The organism is Candidatus Nitrosocosmicus sp. R, assembly GCF_054408505.1.
The window spans coordinates 1,812,265-1,834,764 of the sequence record NZ_CP167090.1 but is presented as its reverse complement, the minus strand read 5'-3'; the positions used below and the strand labels follow the sequence as shown (position 1 = coordinate 1,834,764).

Annotated in this window: 24 protein-coding genes and 1 tRNA gene; 13 read left to right on the top strand and 12 right to left on the bottom strand. The window is 34.1% G+C overall.

Annotated features, from left to right (window positions below; translation table 11 throughout):
* Positions 1-137: 137 nt before the first annotated feature.
* The 5 genes from AAGU22_RS09450 to AAGU22_RS09430 form a co-directional block, all read right to left on the bottom strand.
* Positions 138-308: a hypothetical protein gene (locus AAGU22_RS09450; RefSeq protein WP_458718866.1), complete on the bottom strand. Its 171-nt coding sequence runs from the start codon at positions 306-308 to the stop codon at positions 138-140.
* Between the two features lie 481 nt (positions 309-789).
* On the bottom strand, positions 790-1,122 hold the full coding sequence (locus AAGU22_RS09445; RefSeq protein WP_458718865.1) for a hypothetical protein: 333 nt from the start codon (positions 1,120-1,122) through the stop codon (positions 790-792).
* Between the two features lie 791 nt (positions 1,123-1,913).
* The gene (locus AAGU22_RS09440) at positions 1,914-3,623 is read right to left on the bottom strand and encodes an outer membrane protein assembly factor BamB family protein (RefSeq protein ID WP_458718864.1); all 1,710 of its coding nucleotides are present in this window, start codon (positions 3,621-3,623) and stop codon (positions 1,914-1,916) included.
* Between the two features lie 1,208 nt (positions 3,624-4,831).
* Positions 4,832-5,002: a hypothetical protein gene (locus AAGU22_RS09435; protein WP_458718863.1), complete on the bottom strand. Its 171-nt coding sequence runs from the start codon at positions 5,000-5,002 to the stop codon at positions 4,832-4,834.
* A 50-nt stretch (positions 5,003-5,052) separates the two neighbouring features.
* Positions 5,053-5,144 (bottom strand) — tRNA-Ala (locus tag AAGU22_RS09430).
* A gap of 118 nt (positions 5,145-5,262) precedes the next feature.
* Here AAGU22_RS09430 and AAGU22_RS09425 point away from each other — a divergent pair.
* From AAGU22_RS09425 to nadX, 6 genes are all read left to right on the top strand, one after another.
* Positions 5,263-6,111, top strand: a complete 849-nt coding sequence (locus AAGU22_RS09425; protein WP_458718862.1) for a sulfurtransferase — start codon at positions 5,263-5,265, stop codon at positions 6,109-6,111.
* Positions 6,101-6,457 (top strand): hypothetical protein, encoded by a 357-nt coding sequence (locus tag AAGU22_RS09420; protein ID WP_458718861.1) that lies wholly within the window; start codon positions 6,101-6,103, stop codon positions 6,455-6,457. The genes AAGU22_RS09425 and AAGU22_RS09420 overlap by 11 nt, the downstream gene beginning before the upstream one ends.
* A 59-nt stretch (positions 6,458-6,516) precedes the next feature.
* Positions 6,517-7,554 carry a 4Fe-4S dicluster domain-containing protein gene (locus AAGU22_RS09415; RefSeq protein WP_458718860.1) on the top strand — a complete coding sequence of 346 codons (1,038 nt, stop codon included), beginning with the start codon at positions 6,517-6,519 and terminating at the stop codon, positions 7,552-7,554.
* 63 nt (positions 7,555-7,617) lie between these two features.
* Positions 7,618-8,793 (top strand): 5-(carboxyamino)imidazole ribonucleotide synthase, encoded by a 1,176-nt coding sequence (gene purK / locus AAGU22_RS09410; protein WP_458718859.1) that lies wholly within the window; start codon positions 7,618-7,620, stop codon positions 8,791-8,793.
* 159 nt (positions 8,794-8,952) lie between these two features.
* The gene (gene purE / locus AAGU22_RS09405) at positions 8,953-9,471 is read left to right on the top strand and encodes a 5-(carboxyamino)imidazole ribonucleotide mutase (RefSeq protein ID WP_458721769.1); all 519 of its coding nucleotides are present in this window, start codon (positions 8,953-8,955) and stop codon (positions 9,469-9,471) included.
* Positions 9,472-9,508: 37 nt separating this feature from the next.
* Positions 9,509-10,348, top strand: coding sequence for an aspartate dehydrogenase (gene nadX / locus AAGU22_RS09400; protein ID WP_458718858.1), 840 nt, complete (start codon positions 9,509-9,511; stop codon positions 10,346-10,348).
* Between the two features lie 14 nt (positions 10,349-10,362).
* On the opposite strand, the gene AAGU22_RS09395 is transcribed toward nadX, so the two are convergent.
* On the bottom strand, positions 10,363-10,983 hold the full coding sequence (locus tag AAGU22_RS09395) for a hypothetical protein (RefSeq protein WP_458718857.1): 621 nt from the start codon (positions 10,981-10,983) through the stop codon (positions 10,363-10,365).
* A 57-nt stretch (positions 10,984-11,040) separates the two neighbouring features.
* Between AAGU22_RS09395 and AAGU22_RS09390 the strand changes: the two genes are divergently transcribed.
* Complete coding sequence (locus AAGU22_RS09390) at positions 11,041-11,562, top strand: hypothetical protein (protein ID WP_458718856.1); 522 nt, start codon at positions 11,041-11,043, stop codon at positions 11,560-11,562.
* A 10-nt stretch (positions 11,563-11,572) separates the two neighbouring features.
* Here the strand turns inward: AAGU22_RS09390 and AAGU22_RS09385 are convergent, their stop codons facing one another.
* Positions 11,573-12,634 carry a hypothetical protein gene (locus tag AAGU22_RS09385; RefSeq protein ID WP_458718855.1) on the bottom strand — a complete coding sequence of 354 codons (1,062 nt, stop codon included), beginning with the start codon at positions 12,632-12,634 and terminating at the stop codon, positions 11,573-11,575.
* 355 nt (positions 12,635-12,989) lie between these two features.
* On the opposite strand from AAGU22_RS09385, the gene AAGU22_RS09380 reads away from it, so the two are divergent.
* Together AAGU22_RS09380 and AAGU22_RS09375 are read left to right on the top strand one after the other, a co-directional pair.
* Complete coding sequence (locus AAGU22_RS09380; protein ID WP_458718854.1) at positions 12,990-13,247, top strand: hypothetical protein; 258 nt, start codon at positions 12,990-12,992, stop codon at positions 13,245-13,247.
* A gap of 94 nt (positions 13,248-13,341) precedes the next feature.
* Positions 13,342-13,581 (top strand): hypothetical protein, encoded by a 240-nt coding sequence (locus AAGU22_RS09375; RefSeq protein WP_134482855.1) that lies wholly within the window; start codon positions 13,342-13,344, stop codon positions 13,579-13,581.
* Positions 13,582-13,586: 5 nt separating this feature from the next.
* Here the strand turns inward: AAGU22_RS09375 and AAGU22_RS09370 are convergent, their stop codons facing one another.
* Both AAGU22_RS09370 and AAGU22_RS09365 read right to left on the bottom strand, forming a co-directional pair.
* The gene (locus AAGU22_RS09370; RefSeq protein WP_458718853.1) at positions 13,587-14,462 is read right to left on the bottom strand and encodes a hypothetical protein; all 876 of its coding nucleotides are present in this window, start codon (positions 14,460-14,462) and stop codon (positions 13,587-13,589) included.
* Between the two features lie 764 nt (positions 14,463-15,226).
* The gene (locus AAGU22_RS09365) at positions 15,227-15,616 is read right to left on the bottom strand and encodes a hypothetical protein (protein WP_458718852.1); all 390 of its coding nucleotides are present in this window, start codon (positions 15,614-15,616) and stop codon (positions 15,227-15,229) included.
* Between the two features lie 391 nt (positions 15,617-16,007).
* Here AAGU22_RS09365 and AAGU22_RS09360 point away from each other — a divergent pair, with 391 nt between their 5' ends.
* Together AAGU22_RS09360 and AAGU22_RS09355 are read left to right on the top strand one after the other, a co-directional pair.
* Positions 16,008-16,223 carry a hypothetical protein gene (locus AAGU22_RS09360; RefSeq protein ID WP_458718851.1) on the top strand — a complete coding sequence of 72 codons (216 nt, stop codon included), beginning with the start codon at positions 16,008-16,010 and terminating at the stop codon, positions 16,221-16,223.
* Positions 16,224-16,373: 150 nt separating this feature from the next.
* The gene (locus tag AAGU22_RS09355) at positions 16,374-16,745 is read left to right on the top strand and encodes a hypothetical protein (RefSeq protein WP_458718850.1); all 372 of its coding nucleotides are present in this window, start codon (positions 16,374-16,376) and stop codon (positions 16,743-16,745) included.
* Positions 16,746-17,324: 579 nt separating this feature from the next.
* On the opposite strand, the gene AAGU22_RS09350 is transcribed toward AAGU22_RS09355, so the two are convergent.
* Entirely contained in the window at positions 17,325-18,365 is a 1,041-nt protein-coding gene (locus tag AAGU22_RS09350) for a right-handed parallel beta-helix repeat-containing protein (protein ID WP_458718849.1), read from the bottom strand.
* A 164-nt stretch (positions 18,366-18,529) separates the two neighbouring features.
* The gene (locus AAGU22_RS09345) at positions 18,530-18,961 is read right to left on the bottom strand and encodes a hypothetical protein (RefSeq protein ID WP_458718848.1); all 432 of its coding nucleotides are present in this window, start codon (positions 18,959-18,961) and stop codon (positions 18,530-18,532) included.
* Between the two features lie 63 nt (positions 18,962-19,024).
* Here AAGU22_RS09345 and AAGU22_RS09340 point away from each other — a divergent pair, with 63 nt between their 5' ends.
* Entirely contained in the window at positions 19,025-19,621 is a 597-nt protein-coding gene (locus AAGU22_RS09340) for a hypothetical protein (RefSeq protein WP_458718847.1), read from the top strand.
* Positions 19,622-19,827: 206 nt separating this feature from the next.
* On the top strand, positions 19,828-20,391 hold the full coding sequence (locus AAGU22_RS09335) for a methane monooxygenase/ammonia monooxygenase subunit C (protein WP_458718846.1): 564 nt from the start codon (positions 19,828-19,830) through the stop codon (positions 20,389-20,391).
* 444 nt (positions 20,392-20,835) lie between these two features.
* Here AAGU22_RS09335 and AAGU22_RS09330 read toward each other — a convergent pair whose 3' ends face one another.
* Positions 20,836-21,183: a hypothetical protein gene (locus tag AAGU22_RS09330; RefSeq protein ID WP_458718845.1), complete on the bottom strand. Its 348-nt coding sequence runs from the start codon at positions 21,181-21,183 to the stop codon at positions 20,836-20,838.
* Positions 21,184-22,500: the final 1,317 nt, after the last annotated feature.

Genomic DNA, 22,500 nt, shown 5'->3' with positions numbered 1-22,500 from the left:
TCATATTCCACTATTATTTTTATTTGGCTCCGAGGGATAACATTTTTTAATCATCCATATCATTAAAATTTTTCTTCATTGCCAATTTCTTTTCAATTTATTTCTAATTAAAGTTATATGTTTACATTTGGGTGATTCTATGCAAACTTTTCAACCAATTCAATGTGGCATTCATGACCTCTGTGATCCCTGTCAATCATTTTAGCTTCTTCCTCAGTTATGGGAAATCTCTCATCATTCAAATGTTTTGAATCCTTCTCTAGTAATACAATCTTGCATTGGTCACAAATCAATTGTTGTACCATCATAATATTATTGGATTTCCATAATTTTTTAAACCTTTGGATGAATTGTGCATATTTATTAGTTTTTTAGTTGTAATTATGTTCAAATTAAATTATCTAAGAATTGTCACTAACACCGATGATATTGAACTCTAATCCTATGAGTCATACTTGAAAATAAGGTTGGTAAGTTCCGACCATCAACTAGTATTTGCAATGAAATATGTATACTTTGACACAAAAATAGTACTCATTTTGTTGTAAATAGCTCGTGAACACGTTTGAATTGGTTGTCATAAAGATTGAACCCATAAAAAAGGACCTATAAAGATTTTACTGGGGATTGGAAGAGGATGAAAATCTAACTAGGGTTAAGGGTGCTGTATTCAAACATCACTTAACAATTAAAAAGGACACCTTCAAAAGGGGTATAAATTTCCAATATGAGAACTAAAAACATCATATAGCATATGCTATTAAAACCAAAATATAATTCGAATTTAACTTAATAAGGATTTAGCAATTCAAATGGCCCTTCATACTGGATCAAGCACAACGATTTTTCCTCGCATACGAAAATGTTTGAAACTGATTCATTTACGCAGTTTGCACCATCTCTACATTGATTCACTTGATTATTCAACTGTTCGAGTGATTGATTATCGCACTTTGCATCATCCCTACATTGATTATTTTGGTAATTATCTTGAACAAGATCTCTGTTTTGTTCATCTGATCTCTCCCCAGTTTTAACTTGTGTATCTTTATTATCTGCAAAAGCATAATTGGTATTTATAATCGAAAATAACGTAATCATAGAAATCACAGAAATTATCATAATATTCTTCATTATCAATGTTTAATGGATTTTTGAATTTATTTAAAATTCTTAAGATCAAGCTGTACTATTAAAACAAAATTTTTATCAGAAATATATTTCTACCATAATGATAAAATTGAAATGTCAATTAGATTATAGTTCACGTTTAATTTATACGATTCTGAATCTATATTTAGCCTTGTTCTAATAGGTGCTTATCGTGCAAGGATGATTGCATAGAGTTTATCACTTAAATGTAGCATGAAATACCTATCGCTCTTACAAGATTGAATTTGAATACACGGTGAGAAGGCAAATAAGATTACAATACCTCTATAATCTGCTTTTGGATTTTTAATTATTCCAATATCTGAATCAAGATTGTATGTGGCTATATAGCAATTCTAGTTCAAATGGTCTTTTAGTATAATTTGGCTCTAACAATCGCTTACATAAATAAATTAAATTAACTGTTATTTATTATAATTAATACAATGCAAGGAAGGAATCCTATCAACAATGCCTCCAGCTAAAAAGGTCTGTATAGTATGTGAAAAGAACATCGATGTGACCAGGGGTCAGGAAATAAAAAGATGTTATTACTGTAATAATGCAATATGTAATAAACACTTTAGTTTTTGCAGGTTGTGTACAAAAATGATTTGCGACAATGAACTTAGAAAATGTGATTATTGCCCATATGATCAATGTAAGAACTGTACCATAAAATATAAGAACAATAAGTCAAATTCTATTTCATTATGTTGTTTAGAATGCTCAACAGATGAAAAAAATAAGGGTTGATCCAATTAATTTTCTATTGGCATGAATGCGATTATCGATCCACCTATCTCATTATCATCATCTTCGTTTGGATACAAATTGACTTTGTCAGTAGGTACAAAAAGCATTCCGTCCCCAATAGATGCTCCTACAGGAGATATTGAACCCCGAACATCATATTCCCAAAGTTTTTCTCCAGTGTTACTGTCTAGTGCCAAGATGATTCCGGTCCTATAGTTTTCACCAAACTTGATGTAACCCGTGTAAACAACCCCATTTGAAACCATGGGAGATACTCTAGGAGGGTAATCTGTGTCAATCTTCCATTTTACATTACCTGATTTTTTGTCTAATGCATATATACTACCATTTACCAATCCCTGCTCGATCGAATTCTCGGGATCCTCTTTATGTCCGCTTAATCCGTCAGTAAAAAAATTTAGTCCTCTATTAGTTGCGGTTATGTATAAGGTGTCCTCGTCCACTGCGTGGTAGTTATATATTCCGTATGACCAAATCATTCCGCTCCCAGATGGTGATGGTAGGCTGTCAGTGTTAACTTGTCTACCCAAACTTGTCCACCATAATTCTTTCCCATTTAATGCATCCATTGCAATTACATTGCCCATTTTGTCATGCCCTATCACTATTTTTTTTGTTGACCCATTTTCAAATTTTACATTACTTACACTACTTCCCCAAGAAGTATCCCAATCATGAGTGTCTGGAACTTTTACATTCAAGACTGTCCCATGGGCAATAAATGGAGTTGCCCAGATAATCTTGCCCTCTCTAATATCTACCGCTACCATGTGATTAGAATAAAGATTAGGTGATTGCCTTGTTGATGCGTTGAAATTAGGGGAAGCACTGCCCAAGGGGATATATGCAATTCCTGTATCAGCGTCGATTGATCCGCCAGACCAAGCTGTTGCTCCGCCGTTAGGTGGATTTTTACCGTTCTCAACCCATGCTCCAGTCGTTGTGTCAATATTCCATAGAATGCTCCCATCTGTTTTGTTTAGTGCCGTTATGTTGCCCTTTACAAATCCCTTTCCAGGGGGTAATCCACTACCGCCAGAACCTGCGATTACGTAATCTTTCCAAATCAAGGGGGGTGAATTTATTGCATATCCTAAACCGGTATCTCCTAATTTTGGAGACTCCCACAATATATCTCCATTCTTAGAGTCCACTGAAATAATTTTAGCTTTAGTTCCCACGGTCGCATAAATTATTCCATCAGAAAAATACAGACCCATAGTTGGGCCTCCGTCTATATCAAGCCTCCATTTAATGTTGCCAGTTAGAGTATCAAAAGAAATGATGTTTCCTATATAGTCCTGAAAATAACCACTACCGTTTACTATTATGGGTGGGTCCTGAATTTCAAAGGTGTTATTCAAACGCCACTGAACTTTTAAATCTCCCACATTAGATTTGTCGATCTGAGTTTGATTACTGTTCCTTGAACCATAAATATCATGGTTGACAAACACCCAGTTATCTTTATTTCTATCTTCCAATCCCGTTTCAAAATGGTTTTTCAGATCCACCACCTTTTGGTCGTTCACCCGATAAGATATATCAAACCCGTCTCTTGAAATTCGATCGGGATCTTCTATGCTACTGGCTAAAACGTGGTTAATAGTACTTGAAGTTTGAAAGATACTTAGTAATGAAATTATAACGATACTATAGAGTGTAATAGTCTTTACAAAAATTGAAATCGACATTATTATTATTTGAATTACTCCAAACTAAAATCTTTTCATAGAATGTTATTAATCAGGATGTATTTAACAAAGGGATAATGATCTAACGAATCTTTTAATCGATAAATTGCAAATGAGGATTCTGACGCACAATAGACAGCGGCACAGGCGACGACACCAATACAGGTGGAGATGGAACGGACATAATAACAAGCGGCGACGGGAATGATTATAATGAGGCTGAGGCAGGGGATGACACAATAAACAGCGGCACAGGCTACGACACCAACACAGGTGGAGATGGAGCGTATAGAGTAGATGGTGGAAATGAAAAAAACACAATGACAGGTTTCCAGCCAGGTCAAGACAAAATTAAGAGCTTAAAACCAACAGTAGATACAAGCAGTGTAGTCAAAAACCAAAAGGGTGGAAAATAGCCAATCCATCTTTAATTTTTTTATTTGCCTTTGATATTTTTATTTAAATCTATATTTGCGTATTGTTCATTTTCGGAAAGACGATAATGCCCACCCAGTCTGGCTTTCATCCATGACGCTTGTTACGACTAATATCAACCAAATCCTGGCCGTATGTCTACGTGACAGGTTAAAAGTATAAGGCACGAATCGAATCGGATATGTGGTAAAATGACATGAAACTTCATTCTTTGTAGTGTAGGGAATCAGGACGAAGGATATTTAATATCTTCTAAAAGAGGTAAATCAAATTTCCTTTTATAACAGGCCGAAATCGGTTAAGACAAATTATAAATGGGCACCCTCATGAAATTGTGATGGGCGGAAGAATCACTGTGCAAATTCACATACTATAATATCTAAAAAAAATACCATCTCTTGGATAAATTTCAATCCTTTTTAAAATTTTCCTTATTCCATCCCCTCTTCATTTATAAATTTAATAGTATTTTTGTTGCTACAATTATTATATTAAAATATTTTAGATAAATATTCGATAATCCTTTTAGCAAACAATATCATGAAAATGCATTCGTAAATGAGTTGTAATGGCATATGTGTAAGATACAAAGCAAAAAGAAGCTTTAATGAATCCTTAAGATATGAACACGATAAACAGAAAAGATGTACTATATGCGAGATCTTTATTTCATGGGATAAAAGTACCTGCCCTTGCTGCAATTACAAATTAAGATTAAGATCGTTTAGAGGAAATGGCGTCAAACAAAATTACAAAGAATCAGTCATTAAGCGTTACTGAACAGCATTGTTAATATTATAGATATTCAAGTTTGACCCGGGCCGGAGGTCTGTATTTATGTCTAAATATTGACTAATTATGTCAATGTCGTTAAAATCAGTATTTAAAATAGAATTTGATGTAGAAAAAGGATCGATGCTTGATTTTGTTGGTTCAATGGTCATAATATATAACACATAAAAAATGGAATCCAATTTAAAGACCTATAGAGACGTGGACCGGGTGGGATTTGAACCCACGACCACCTACGTATCCTCTGCTGATTGCATGCAAGGCAGGTATTCTACCAGACTAAACTACCGGCCCATTTAGGCTGTTTCACTCAAACATATTTTCTCGTACTATTTTATTGTTTTTAATATTGTCTTTATAACCCCTTTTTGAAAGACAAATATATTATATAGTTTACCTTCCTACTTTATTCATGACCAAACAATATGCCAATCAAGATGTCCTTTGCGAGACCGATTGGGTTAACAATAATCTGAATAATGATAAGATAAAAATTTTAGAAGTTGATTACGACGTGGAAAATGCCTACAAAGAGGGCCACTTGCCAAATTCTTACATGGTGTGGTGGAAAAGGGATATTAATGATTCATCAACTCGAGATATTATTAATAAGCTCCAATTCGAGGATTTAATGTCACGTCTAGGAGTAAGGCCGGATGATGAATTAATCCTATACGGAGATTTTAACAACTGGTTCGCTGCATTTGCATTCTGGGTGTTTAAGTATTTTGGTCATAAAAAAATTAGAATAATGAATGGAGGAAGAAAAAAATGGGAAAATGAAAATCGACCTTATACTAAGGATGAACCCACTCCAAATCCTTCCAATTATGTAGCAGCTCCTCCTGATGAAGGCGTACGGGCTTATTTAGATGATGTAAAGCGTTCATTTAGAAAAGCGGAGGTTGGATTAGTCGACGTTAGGTCTGTAAAAGAATTTAGCGGGGAGATAACATCCCCCCCAGAATATCCAATGGAGCATGCTCAGAGAGGTGGACATATCCCAGGCGCTAAAAATATACCGTGGCTTCAGGCTATTAACGATGATGGGACATTTAAATCCGCAGAAGATTTGGAGAGTCTATACACCAAGCAAGGTATTACACCTGATAAACACATAATTTGCTACTGCAGGATTGGAGAACGATCATCGCATACATGGTTTGTACTGAAATATTTATTGGGGTATCCTTCAGTCAGAAACTATGATGGTTCTTGGACGGAATGGGGAAATATAATCGGAAATCCAATTGAAAAATAAATGGGCTAAATATTTCATGTCTGGAGAAAATACTATTTCGAAACCTGAACCTGAATTGATTAAGAAAGGGAAGTTCTATTTTATTTTTGAAGATTCTCAATTTCTCACATTGATAGACAAGACCAAGCGTGGTTTAGAAGTTAAAGATACAATAATTGATGAAAAAAGTAAAGTGATCTCTGAAAGAGGTATGATTTATGATATGGAAGGGACTGGGCACAAGGTTGTAAAGCGCTGGTTTTATCCTAAATCTGAATATGATTTAGAGTTCGTTACTACCATTGGGGAAACGATGGAAAAAAAATATAATGAAATAAGAGAAATGACATGTCCGGACGAACTGTAGACTAGTTTATTTGAGTATACATAAGTTTTAATAACCTCAATTAAAAGTATTTATATTCAATGTCTCTCTTGCTATCAGATAAAGTTTGGGTAATGCTTTCTGAAGTTGCAAAACGAGGTATTTATCCAACTCATAGTGCTAAACTCGGAATATATAGATTGCCTGTAGACATAGTTGGACAGTCTGAGGTTAATGGAATTATGAGTGAACTCAAGCCTCATGGATATGTTCTCGATACTTATGCTGACAGAATTTTTGTCACTTTTAAATGGATTGAAAAAGGTTTTGATATATACACAAATTCAGAACAATCTGCAGAACTAAACGTAACAGTTGAAATAGTCATAGGGGAGGTGGTGGACATAATTTATCAGATAAAGCCTCTAGAGACATTTGGTGACTTTTATTGGATTCGAAATTATAGACAAAAGGCTGATCATAATGCTAAAATAATTATAGATAATATAATTCGAAATACCAAGATAGGACAAAAACTAATTACTTACTACCAGAAAATCCAGAAATTGAGCCAAGGCGAATCAATTAAAAAATTAGAATCTATCACTCCTTTAGCAAACGCTTTAAAGAATCTTAAGGAAGAGAAGAAATCATTAGTAAACCCATCTGTAACAACGACAACGGGAAAACCCTCAGGCGGGAATCTAATTGAAAATCAAGCAGTTGCTGTACCATCTCCTATGCCCGCATCTAAAGCAACAAAACTTTCCGAAAATACCACAATTCAACTTACAGGCACTGGAACAGACTACCAGACAGCAGAAGGACCCATAGATACTGGCTTTAAATCAAAGAGACAGCCAGCAGGAAAGTTTCAAGGAATCCAAGTATGGGGTCCATACGATGCACCTGGACAACTCGGGATTTGGGGCACGGATGTGTGCGTTGATTTTGACATTTGTATTTCAGATGGTGCCTGTATTGATGCATGCCCAGTGAATGTTTATGAATGGCTAGATACGCCAGGACATCCGGCTTCCGAGAGGAAACCATTTATGATTAGAGAAAAGGATTGTATTTTTTGTTTGGCATGCGAAAATGTCTGTCCTCCACAAGCTATAAAAATATTTGTGAAGTAAATCGAAATTTGTGGTAGTTATGTCTATATCAAATTTGGTAGGTAATTTTACTAGGTAAGTTAGTTGACATTATTCAAACAAAAGTTTTCAATTAATAAACCAATCAGATTGGGTATTGTTGGGGGGGGACAACTTGGAAAGATGATGGCTTTTGAGGCAAAACGCATGTTTATGAAGGTAATAATATTAGATCCCAACAAGGATTGTCCTGCTTCAAGTCTAGCAGATAAACTAATCATTGGTGACTTCTCTGACGAACAAAAAATATATGATTTATCAAAGGAGGTCGATATTATCACTTTTGAAATCGAATTAGCAAATGCCACTGCCCTTAATAATCTTGAAGAATCAGGATTCGTGGTACATCCCTCACCAAAAACCCTCTCCATCATTCAAAATAAGTACCGTCAAAAAAAATTTTTGAGAGAAAACATGATTACAGTCCCCGACTTTGAACTAGTTTCTAGCAAAGAACAATTGATGGACTATTGTTCTAATTCGGGGTTTCCTGTATTATTAAAAGCATGTGAAGATTCATACGACGGTCGAGGAAATTACTTGATTAGATCTGAAATTGAAATAGACAAAGCCTTTGCCTACTTTTCAGGCCGTCAAATAATGGTAGAAAAGTTTGTGAATTTTAAAAAAGAAATTTCCATTATGGTCGCCAGAAATTCATCGGGCACTATTTCATACTTTCCCATAGCAGAAAATATTCATGAGGATCATATTTTGAAAACTTCTATAATTCCAGCCAGAATCAGTAAAGAGACTGAAGGAAAAGCGATAGATTTGGCAATAATGACTATGAAATCTCTAAAGGGTTCTGGCATTTTTGGAATAGAAATGTTCGTTGATGAGGATGACAATGTATTGATAAACGAAATAGCTCCAAGACCTCATAATTCCGGCCATTATTCTATTGAAGCTTGTTCAATTTCTCAATTTGAACAACATATTAGGGCAATCCTCAATTATCCGCTTCTCCAGCCCATATTACTATCAAATGCTGTGATGATTAATATTCTTGGGCCGAACAATTATACTGGTCCCTATGAAATTACGGGGATTGATGAATTGTTTGGTATTCCGGGAGTTAAAATTCATATATATGGTAAACTGGAAACGAAACCACGTAGAAAACTCGGTCATGTAACTATCGTATCGAATAACTCGGATCCCATCTTAACTAAATACAACATAGAAGATCTTCTCAAAGTCCAAGAACCATCGTCATAGATCTAAAAATTCAAATTCTACTAGTTTGAAGATCATGTATATTCTTTGGCGAAATCTAAACCAATTAATAATAATAGCAAGAAAAAGTCGGAGGGCCAACCGGAGCTCAGTGAACCAGCGGGTTTGAAAAAAACCGTCTCACCGATAGTTGGTATAATTATGGGTAGTGATTCAGATTTGCCAATAATGAAGGAGGCCGCTAGAGTACTGAATGAGTTTGAAATCTCATACGAAGTAAAGATAGTCTCTGCACATAGAACGCCAATTGAATTGGCTGAATATTCTCAAACTGCCCAAACACGTGGTATCAAGGTCATAATTAGTGGTGCAGGGGGATCTGCACACCTACCAGGCATGGTTGCCTCAATGACGCCTATACCCGTGATCGGAGTACCTCTCAACAGTTCGACCAATCCTCTTAATGGTATCGATTCGCTCTATTCCATAATCCAAATGCCTCCCGGTGTGCCTGTTGCGACAGTAGCAATTAATGGAGCAAAGAATGCTGGTCTTTTAGCATGTTCGATCCTCTCAATTTCTCGACCATATTTACTTAAGAAGTTGAATCAATTCAAGGAGAAAATGAGAGAAGAGGTCAAATTAAAGAATACAAAATTGGAACAAGTCGGTTTAGATAAATACCTAAAGGGGCTTCAAAAGGCGCAAACTAGAAGATAAATGATTATAAGTGATTTTTTTTTATCATACATGAAAGTTGGATGTAAAAGTTGCGATAATAGGTTGCGGAGCAATCGGGCGTGAAATAGCACTTAGAATTGACGCTAAGAAAATCCCAAACTGTAAATTATCTATCTTATTCGATATAGACCCCCTAAAGCTAGCGTCATTACATAAGGATTTACAGACCAAACCGTCTAGTATATTTGATGATTTTAATGAACTTGTTGCATCAAATGACTATCACAATGTCAATCTGGTCATTGAGGCCGCGTCTGTCAAAGCGGCTCAAACGTATATGGCTACCATATTGAAACAAGGAAAGGACATTATGATAATGAGTATTGGAGCCTTTTCTGATCCTGCATTTTATAAAACCATTATTCAGTTAATGTCCGATAATGATAACAATGTTTTTCTTCCGTCAGGGGCGATTGGTGGGGCTGATATTATTCGTAGTGTGAAAAACTACATAGATGAAGTTACCATCGTAACCACAAAAAGCAACAAATCGTTAAAAGGTGCTCCATATTTTTACAATAACGATATCGATATCGATATCATCAAAGAAAAGAAAGTTATTTTTGATGGTAACGCCGTAGATGCGATCAAGGAATTTCCATCAAATGTTAACATATCCGCATTGGTTAGTTTAGCAGGAATAGGGTTTGAAAAAACTAGGGTCAAAATAGTAGTAGATCCGAAAATAATAAACAATCAGCACGAGATTCAGGTCAAGTGGAAATTTGGAAGTTTCCAAATCAAGGTTGATAACATGCCCAGCCCTGACAACCCTAAAACTAGTTATTTGGCCATCTTATCAGCAATCGAATGTCTACGGGGTATTTGTGCAAAGAACCTAAAGATAGGTTCTTAGTGATCTAACTGTTTTTATTTTGTTATTAAGAGCGTAGTATAACCACGACTTTCTTTAACAACCTCATTTTCTAGTTCCTCAAATTTGATGGTTATTGAAATAACTTCTTCATGATCGAATTGATTTGGGTTAATTACAATAAATTCATCGAGCAGATCCGATGAATCAAAACTAGTCTTGCTGTATTTCACATCTGTTTTACTACTAGATGATAATAAAAAAATATTATCCTTGTCATAATTACAAACTCTAACCTGTCTTTGTTGACGCGGAAAAGACCTCAGATTAAGTTTTATTGACTTCTTCTCATGAATTATATATCTTTTTTGATTACTACTAGATACATCTATCTGGAATGGATATCCTGCAGTAGTTTCAGCCATCTTGTTGATCCCGTCATTCATGATTATGTCAATCTTTTTTATCGTGTTCCCAAACTTGAATATCCAATCGTTTGTTTTTGTTACGATATCTTCAATCTCCTTATTTCTTTGATCCCGCTCATCTTTTGGAAGCTGATATCTTTCTACCCAATCCCGATAATCTTTACTTATATCTTGAATGAACTCAGTGCATGTATTTTGGTAATCTTCTATACTAGTGGCTCGTTCAGAATCTCTGTCGGACGCTAACATTATAAGGTATAACTTAATCAATTAACTTATTTATTAAACTTTAATTTCAACATACTTGTGGAGGAATTTACTAACCTTTTACGTGAATTAAAGAATAATATCGACGCTAACAGGGGTTTTTTTCAGAAAAATGTTATTCACAACCCTACCCTTGCATACTATAAGTTAAACGAATTATCCAAATTCGTCGGGTTAAGATATGGACTAGTCATGGAAATTCACTTTCCAGATCGTAAGAAAATAGGTGACTTTCAAAGTTATGGGACTGAAAACATGAGTTTCATATTTGATAAATTTCGAAAAACTTTTCCTATTGGGCGAGATCAGATAAAACTTCAGGCAACTAAGGGATTAGCAGGCAATATCCAAATAATTGATGCTTATATGTATGAGGGAAAAGAAGGACTGAAAATAAATTTTAAAAATTCCGAATCAAATAATTCGCGCATAGATCTATTACCGGGTTCTTTTCATCTTTGGACCAAAATAGACAATGATATTCAGAGATTTGGTAATTGGTTATTATCTAACGTTTATTACGAGAGAGTCAAAAATAAAGGCGGAAAATTATCTAGCTAAAAAATTTAGTTTATTGAGCTACGAGGCCAAAAGTAGCAGACTCAACAAACATTCCCAGATCCTCCCCATTTGCAGTTTCCACTACGATCTGGAGGTACTTCTCTCCTGGTGTGTCAAATTTATATGTAAATTGACCTGTCCCCTCATTTGCTCTTTGATTCTTGAATTCGTCTACAACCGTCTTATTCTCATCCAATACTTTATAGCCGTATGTTACTCTTTGGACGATATTGTTCTTATCATCGGTAAATATTACACCAAAATCCGTGTTATTACCTGCTTTTATTTCAACTGGTTCCCATAATAGCTGTACATTATAGGTTCCTCTGGGTGTCTGAAGAGTCAATGGTGGTACAGGAATTTCAATTTGGCTTTCTGGGGCAGGTGGTTGGCCTTTTCCAGTCGCTTTCAATTCATAGGCATATTGTATTGGTGGTTTCCCGGTTGTAACATCTGCAAATGTATCCGCTTTTATCGGATAAGGCATGTCTTTATTTGGATAAATATGATTATCAACACCCTTGTGGTAAGATATGTCAGTCGTATCAAATGCCCCTGCTGGGGTTGTAATTTTTGCACCACCTGATGGCTTTATCTCTGACCCACCTATTGCAGCTATTTTACCCCAAGATGGCGAGCTCAATGACTGCCCCGGCTTTGGTACAAACGCTGATAGCCATGTTAATGTTGTTGCATAAGCACTACGATATGGGATCATATCATCAGGAATAGGTGAAGATCCTAATGCAGTAAGATCCAAATCACTGAGGTACATTGTACCATTGATTACTTTACCTTGATCAACTACAAAAGTTGGTGCTACCCAATATTTTCCTGTTTCATTATATTCTTTGAAATAAATAGTAATTGTAAAAGGCTGTCCTTGATTAGTATCCGTATTTTTAATTTCATAAGTATAATAAGTATCTGGCTTTACACCTTTGCCTACATACCAGTTTTCTGATTGAGCAAAAGCCATACCAACTAGTTGATTAACTTGGAAAGCTGATGCCCCTAGCATACCTATTAGAAAAAATACTGTTATTTTATCTACCGTTTTTTTCCTATTCATTTGTATCATATAATTATGGCTATTTGCTCTTTAAATGTTTACTACATCTTCAGTATCCAATAGATAAAGTAAGAAGAGATAAATTAGCAAATCAAATGTATAAACCTATAAATGTGTAATTGTGCAAAAATTCACTTTTATGATGTGGATTTTAAATTATACGGTATGAAGGTCGTCCCTTCTTGCAAAAATTGCGGCGACCCTCTGAGTGAAGAACAAGCCTCAAAGTTTACAAAAGACTTGATGAAATATTGGGGATTCCAGGAAGAGAAATGAAGATAAATCATTCTCTTAAAGGCATTAAATTACGTCATCTTTATTAATATCCTAAATAAAAAAAAAGCAGTGGTATAATGTGACCAAGATGTTTAATGTGAATATAGAAGCAGAGGGATTTGACAAAAACGAAGTACAAGAATGGGTTAATGAAATGGGAAATGTTTATGCAGATATGGAGGTTTCAGATGTAAACGTTTCAGGAAATAAAATTAGTTTTAAAGCAGGGTTTTCTGGAATGGATGACACGACAGAGGATGACATTAGAATGAAACTAGATGAATACATGACGATGCATGAGCTATTTCAACCAAAGAATATAACAGTGACGAGTTAGACTATCAACTCCATTTTTTATTTAGTTATAAATATCTATTGAAGCTTATATAAGTTTATAAGTTAGATCGCCGACATTGATATGGTTTTCAAGTATGACTTGTAAAGGTATTTGTATTAGACATAAAGCTCAAAAGCCGGTGGGATCGGGCCGTTACGCAAGCGGTCAAAAGCGATGTCAAATTTGTGAAATTTTCATAAAATGGGATGGTTTATGGTGTCCATGCTGTGGATATAGGCTAAGAACTAAACCAAGAAACTTAAAATATAAAGCAAAATTGAGGGCAAGAAACAAAACAGTTGAACCACTAGAACAAGCGATAGTGATTCAATAATTACTTTAGATTAGATTTTTATTAATTTCTAATAGTAAGTTTACTTCCTTTAACATCGTTATTTTTTCTTTAGTTTGGATGTCAGTAATATGATTTAATAGCTTATTGAATTTTTGGATGAATTGACTGTCATATACGCGATCTAGAATAAAATTACAAATTAGTAAAACGCCATCCACGTACATTGATTTTTGCTTAAAAAAATCTAACTTATTAAACAGTATACTATTCATTGAGATGTCTTCACATCTAATCAGAAACCTTAACGATTTTTCACTTCTGGTCAAAGATGATATGTTTGCTCGATTAGTTCCAATATATTCTAATAGAAGATCGACCTGTTCCCTGGTTTTCAAATTCTCGTTTTGCTTAATAAGGTTTATCTGATATTTAAGATGAGATGGTCTATCTTCTGAATTCAGGTAAAACTGAATAAGTATCTTTAGGGTTTTAAGTGAAACCATTTTTAATTGGAATGAAATGAATCTTTCATCTACGATTTCCCTAGAAAGTAAGTTATGCAAATTTGTGACTTCGCAAATATTATTGATAATATTAGTTTTCATCTTGAAGTTGAACGATTTATGATAGTTATCACATTTCTTTATAAAGTAGTCAACAATATTGGATTTCAAAGCTTGACCTGGAAACCTAACAAACTTGGAATAATTGATATTGTCATTTTTGATAAATTCTTGCACAGATAAAATTAAAACCTCATAAACCATATTATTATTGTATAACAACTTAGATTTCTGCTTAGATGCCAAATCGTGATGAAATTGTGTATTATTATCATACAATGATATAAGATCATATTCGCAACATTCATGGGGGATTATTCCATTATCGGCATGACACCCTATTAAGATAGAATCCAATTCAGGAAATTTTGATCCCAACAAATAAAAAATATGTTCATTATGCATAAATGCTCAAATTAAATATAATGGTCTGATATTAAAGTCAATTTACTTCAAGCAGAAAATAGACCACAAACAGCTTTCAATTTATCTCTTTGATTATTAGGCGTATCAATATCCTTCGGGAAAGTAGAAGACCTGCAAATTAGTAAATGTCTAAATTAGAATCAATGATACTCATTTCTAGTATGATAGTAGGGGTTTTTATTCACCTGAATTGCTACTCTGGTTTTTAATATCCCTTTCAGATAATTTATTTTTTACTTAGATTTGGCATTGATTTATTCAAGGTCCATTTCTATTTTTTCTCTCAATTTAATTCAAGATCGACATGGTATTTTATTATGATATCCTAGTCATTGAAAAAATATCATATTGAAGAAGATTTTCTCAATGAGAACAAGATGATCTCACGAAAAATATTGAGAACCGCAACTCGATATTATTTTCAAAATATTCGGATGGAGAAGAAAAGAATATTGGGTATGATAAGCCATCATCCACTTGAAGGCTCCTTTTGTTGGTATTAAATATCAACATTACAACTTTACTGACTTTATTCTATCACATCGTTTACTATCACTTAAATACCTGCTTATCAAAAAACAATGAAAATGAGTGTTCAAAAACTAGCATAGTTTAATATGTAAAAAACCAAAAATAAAGAACGTGTTCTCCTCCAAATGATTTTGGTTTTCTCTTTTTCTTGTCTGTTCTTTAAACTAATAATCTGGTCTATCGTCTCTTTCGAATACGGGACCTATAGAAGCCCCTCTGCCTGCTCCTGTAAATGTTCCCCTTATCTTCTCAACATTCAAACTATTCGAAATAAATTCAAGCATCTGTAAGTTGAATCGATGTGCTACTACTATGTGTGTTCCATGATCGTAAAATGCAGGCATTACTCCCAAACCTACTTCAATAATGGACCTTATTTCATCGGTATTTGGTTTTTCTTTAAGAAATATTTCAATCGTATACATTGGTGAGTCATCCCTCTTCAATCGATGTAGCATATCAATAACCAATCTCTGGTCTACCTTGGGTAGTCCTTCTCCCATTGAATTTTCAAATTCATCAAATTTCTTTACGATTGTGTCAATGCCGCTCATCCCTTTTTAAATACATAATTTGTATAATAATTTATCGAATCATAGATATCAATCAATGAGAAAAAGTACAATTTATAAATTTTTAAGGATATCAAACATTATCATATTATATGGTGTGAATCCATCAAACTTGATCGGTAGAACTATCCAGCTGTTATTGATTCTATATAGTAAGGTTTCAGAGTTGGAACTATTGGAATCTTTAGTATTTTGATTTTCATAAATGTCTCTAGACCACAAAATCGTATTCATATAAAGCTAATTGAGCGATATCACCATAACAACTATTTTCACTTTTAGATTTAGTTCATATGACCACTTTTGTACTTTGACAATTCTTCTATTACCGGGTTTATCCACCATAATTCACATTCTGATTTAGTTGTTCTCCTTGGTCTCTGTTCTAGAAAGTACTTATGGTAAGGAACATAATTATGATTCCCATAATAATCTTTTAACATTCGATCTTATGTATTATAATAAACCTCTTGTATTTGGAAAATCATACGGAAGTTGGACCGCTGAAATGTGGAAGTGGGCATATCCAATCCCTATTAGTGAAAACCCAGCGTCACATGAATATGGAATCAATTGCAACAATAGTTAATTTGGACCAGTCTGGTTTTTATCTGGAACTTTTAACCCTTCGACAAATAGATCGTGCATAATACCTGACAATGTTGGACTTCTGTTTCCTATACTTAATTCTGAATGTTCTTACATCGAATATCCATTGATAAAAAGCAAGGATGGTTTAATGAAATGTGCGAAACCCATTCATAATCATTTTGATTTCTTGAATGCAGCATTAGATGATCAGCCTCTGTTGAAATTAGATGAATACCGAATTCAATCTCCTCCGTTCAATTTTTCACTGCCTGAAAATAACATCTTGAATTTGATGAAAGGTGAAACAACTACTGCCATTTCTGATGGTAATTGGGTTTTTCTGAAACCATTGACAATCGGAATACACACCATCACCCTCGAAGGCGGTTTTTCAAACCGCTCTAAAGAACATGATAACGTTACTAATATGAGTATACCACTTGGACTTCCAATCGGATGGGGTTATGAAACTCGCTATGACTTGTTGATACTTCCTTCTCATCTATCTATCTATCCCTGATAAAAGTTTCTTTTACGCGAGCGAAGAAGCAATAAACACAAGTATTAGCGCAGGGGAAATTTTAGAACAAAATCTAGTACGAAAATAATAATTCGACAAATAAGTATTAGGCAGTTAAAAATGATACTATCAAAGACTATCTAACAAAGTCTAAGGGGTGGAATATATTTGTTGATACTACTGGAAAAACCCAAAGCTTACCAAAAGTTTATTCATTTGACAACTTCCCTATCAGTCAATTTTTCATATTTATTTAACGAATTGGTTCAAATGTTAAATCATCACCCAATTATTAATATTGATTGGGACAAAGTTACCATAGAATTGAACACGTGAGCTTTAAACAATCCAATTTCTAATTTTGATTTAAGGGTTGCAATACTCTTAGATCAACTATATGTATTATTTGTCGAAGACGATTTGTAGGTTAAAATATGCAAAAGATAAAAACCGCCAGCAGTATATCATTTGACCCAACTATTCGATAATTACGTCGTATATTTTTTAAAAGGTGTTAGATAAATAAAGAAGAAATTTATAAACTAAATCAAGATTTAAGATTTAAAAAAAAAGGTGGTTTTATTTACCTAGACAGAGGCCAACTGGGACGGATGAATTGCAGTTGTTGTCGTTGAATAGGTTGTTGTTCACATTCAATGGGAGGCCGTTTGCATTATTGATGTCTACTCCTTTATTGTCCAAGATGTTATTTGAATTTACTATGTTATCGCTACTTTGTCCGTCGAAGAATAATCCACTTACTGAACCCTGGATTGTGTTAAATGAAACCTCGTTTGCTGCAGAGTTTACGAATGTTGCTCCAGCAAGGTCATTTGACTTGAACAGGTTTGTAATCAAACGTGTATCCGTTGAGGTATGAGATGCTACACCGATGTTGTTACTAAAGAACAGGTTGTCTTCTATTGTAGTTCTTGCTGCGCCCGTGTTAAATGATCCTATTTGATTTTCGGTAAATGTTACAGCAGATATTTTGTCGTCCTGTCCGCCTGTATTTAGTACGCCTGCTTGGAAGTTTTCGACTATGCCTGGGCCAACGATGTTAACATTGTCTTGGTCGCTCAACATGAATCCGACTTTGGAGGTTGATACACCAGGGCCAGTAACCGTGTGACCATTTAAGTCAACTGTGATTCCGTCTGCTCCAATGATTATACCATCGGTCTTACAATCAAGATTGGAAGTCAATTTGACGCTTTGTTTGATTACTTCTCCGCAAGATACAGAAGCGCTTACTGGCTCTGCAGTAGCTTGGGCAGCAGGTGGCGATTCACTTTCTGGAGTTACTGTTGGTTTCTTTGCTGATTCTTCCTCGTCATTTCCATTTTGGTTAGCTTGCACACTTATGTTGTTGCAGCTTCCTGCTGTACTTCCTTCAGATAAGCATTCAGAGCTTTGAGAACTGGAGCTTGATTGACTTACTCCGCTTTCTGAGTCATTATTCCCATCTTGACTATTTTGAGCTGCAGCTTGGTTTCCTCCGCCGCTACTTCCATCCCTTTGTGCAAAGGAAATAGCCGTTGACGATGAAACGGTGAAGCTAAAAACTAGTAAAGATGCTAGTATTGCAATTGATAAGATTTTCTTGTGTTGTATTGCCATTTACATTATGTATATTTTAAAAAAATATATCGATTTTCCGTAATTTTCTAATAAGAAAGGACATTGGCTTTGTAATTGATGATTGTTATGTTTATTTCGTAATAAATACAAGCATGAAAAAACATCAAAATTCCTTCATAGAAGGGTACCTAGGTTTGCCTTGGCTATAATGAATCAATGAATTTAACGAATTCAGGCGAATGGACTGACTTAGTTTTTTCCCACACATTCAAGAATTTAGGAATTGATTTCATGGCTTTCGCAGACGACATCCACCTCAGCCAAAGTTGATCATCGATAACATGTGTCTTGTGAAGTCTATAAATGAATTCATACAAGTCTATGAAGGCTCTAAGCATGTAGAATTGGTCAGGACTATCTACAAGAGCAAATCTGTCTGCATAGAATGGACTTTCTCTTGCCATTTTGATAAAAGGCTCTGAAGTCTCTAGTTTCAATCTTGCCTCTATCATTCTTGCATATATTTGATATTCGCTCTGTAATCTCAAATTTTTTCTATTTCCAACTAAGGTGAGGATTGCTAGAAACAGAAGTCCCGACGTTATTATCGGGAGGTATTCTAATAGACTTATCATCCATTTACTTTTGCCCATATTATTTATTAAATTAATTAAAAAATTGCAATTCACTACACAGCTATGTTAATAAATTATCAAAAATTAAAGAACTGTAGTATGAAAAATAAATCATCGAAAATGGTATTTTTATTCGCACTCTTGATCTTTGCAGTCATGGGAAGTTCATTGAATGGATTCAATTATGGACAAGCTAATGCTCAGGGAATAAGTGACACCAATAGTACAGGTGACACCAATAATACAAGTGGCTTTTACTCAAATAAGGATTTATTCGTGACAGCAGAACCTAGTGGCTTTGGAATTTATGAGGAAAAGAATTCTACTTCTTATTCTCCTGGAGAATCAATAATTTTATATATTGAACCAGTTGGTTTTGAATATAATAATATTACGGATGAAGATGGAACTCCGCTTTTCTCCATCGACTTTGGTGCTAGTTTTCTCATAACAAGTTCTAATGGTACGATTCTAGGTGGCCAGGAGAACGTGCCAATCGGAAATATAGTATCACATAATCAGAATAAGGAGGTTTTCATACCATTTACTGTGACACAATCGGTACCGTTCCCCACTGGAGATTATATAATAATTTATAAGATAACGGACGAGAATTCTGGCAAGTCTTTTGATCTTAATAAGAATATAACTATTACATAATCTTCTTTTTTTTCATATCAAAATCAATCAGAGATGATAATCATCGACGATAAGCTTGACAACATTGACAAAACATCAGAAATTTAGTTAATTAATTAAACATTCATCTAATAATTTAATAATATTCCATCAATTTCTAGTATTATTTATAAATATTTTAGTTCACATCTTATATATTTAATCAACGAAGATATGGTGATAGTAAAATGGCACAAATGCCTGCATTAATTCCAAAGGAAGTAGAAATCCAGAGGCTAAAAAAGATCTATATAATGGTCATTATGCTAGGGTCTATTGCTGCATCAGTAGAAGTAGACAACTTTGTTGATGGATCATTGCACCAAACAGCCATCAGAGACAGTGCATTTACACCAGCTCATTGGTGGTTATACAGTCACTTTATTGCACTCCCACTAGGTTGGGGATTTGTTGCGATGTATGACAGGAGAGTACCAGCATTAAGAGGACCAAACAATTCAATGAATACGGGTCTAAAGATAACCATTATCGGTTATTTAGCTACCATGTTCACAATTGGTATCAATGAAATGTGGCACTTTTGGTTTGTTGAAGAAATATTTTCAGTACCTAACCACTGGATGTTTAACATGGGTGTAGTAGTAGCTTTCATGGGTGCTTTGGCCTATGTAGTTAGGGTATACGCACGTTTGGTAGAACTTGGCGCTGAAACTCCTGCAAGGAACCCCTATGTAGCAGAAATGTACAAACTAGCATTAGAAGGAAAACTCTACAGCAGATCAGTTCCATAATCTTTTTTTTGTTTTTGTTCTAGTTTTGCTTTGTTTTTGTTTTAGTTAGTTAATTTTGTTTTTAATTAAACGCTGCTGAATTGTAATCCTTTGACCCATTCTAAATTGATTCTATAGTATGCATAGAAGTTAATGATTGGATATATCTATTATGTGCAGGTTTTTGCCATCTTTCGTAGTTGGATAATTTCAAGTAAATTCATAGCTTCAAATAATTTTTCCCAGTATGTCAATTTTTTATTGTTTATTGAATGCAAACTTGTTGGAAGGCAAATCTACGAATTCCCTGAGCAACTCTTCAAGGTCCAATAGGATTCAAGAAAATGATTTCAACTAGTTAGGAATTTTAAAGAACTTGATTTTTCCCAATAAAGTTTAGAAGAGCTTGGGGAAATGTGTAAGTAGCTGTCAGTATAAACATATTGACATTCTAACTATCTGATCTCATTTTAGAAATGAAAGCTTTGACAATAATTCGGTTAATTGTTCAGTTTTCCAAGATCTTAAACAAGATGAGTCCCTTCCACATATCCTTATTTTTTTGGTAATGTATGGTTTTCTTAGATAAATGAACCTTCCATATTCAATATCTGATTCAATTCTAATTTCTAATTTTTTTTGTATATTTGACTTTGCTGAATATTTTGTTAATGGTAAGATTCCATCCCATTTAATGTAGTATATTCCTCCATCTAATCTTCTAAGGAGCAGGTTACATTCGTCTATTTTCTCTAAACGGAACCTATTTTCATCTTCTTCCATAAGTGTACTTGTGGTTGATGTAGATGACAAGGTAATCCCCATAACTCACTATGTGAAAATATGTGTATAATTAGGTTTAATACAATGCTCTACTATGATTGATAGTTAATTTTTTTCTAGAATAATTATCTGGTTTTTGTGTAGTAGTTTTGTGATGTGATATGATGGGAATTTAGCATCGATTTGCTAAAACAATATGGTCAATTAGATCGGTATTATTGTTTTGATTGTAAAAAGGTTAATTTTCTTTCTTCACCAACTAAAATAAAATTTTTTCCAAACAAACAACGAATCTAACTAACACTCAACAATTCTTTAGTAGAAGGTAGCTTTAAAGCCTTTGCGCATGCACAAATATTTACCATCTGAAATTCATTCTCTGAATTTAGGAAATGAATTTGAAAGAAGCAAATCAATGGATTCAGTTGGTTCTAAAATCTATCTAGAACATCACATTCCCTCATTTATCATCTCGAAAATCAAACAGCAGTATTACTCAGCATTCATTTCTGAACACTCAATCGCTATATTCCCTCATACTTAAAAGCACCATCTGTATTTAACCAGCCGTTTTAGTTTTGACCTCATCAAAAGTTACTTCATTTACACATCTTATCAGATGTTAAATTCGTTTACTATAGGGAAATATTTACTCTAACTAGAAATAGTAATAGTAACTGTTTTACTCATTATCCAGAAAACATCAACGTGCCGGTCAAAAGTGATAAGAAGGTTTAAGACAAACATCCATCCTATATATACAAGTAGCAAATGACAAAAACTAATAACTCAATAATAGACAAGATAATGAACATATTTAAACAACCCAAAAAGAAACAGACAACAAATAGTACCAATTAATTTTCTATTTGTAAGAAATTATTTAGCTGCGTACTAATGATACGCTAAGTTCAATTCGATAAATTTGTACATCTGTATTCTTAATTGTTTCTATGGTACATCATTATCATCCCAAATTAGTTGTTAGTTGAATGATACTACTAGTCTAATTTTCAGTCAAATAAAGCATAAAGTGAATCCACGGGATTATTGTTTATTGGGACCCAATTCCCTCAATTATGGTGGCCCAAAAATCAAAAAGATCACCTCCGTTTAATTCCTTATTCCATTATCATTGATTTTTATGAAAACTTATCTGACAGAATTAGTGCAATTAGATTTGCATTATTTTTATTGCATTCACCTTTGCAAATATTTGATAAGGATTTTGAGATACCTAGTTGATCTAAATATCATAAAAGAACAAGCTGTCTCTCCAATAATAAATTAAATTTAGGTACTTGATGCAATGATTCCCTAATTGTCAATTGAGAAAAAAATGCTATT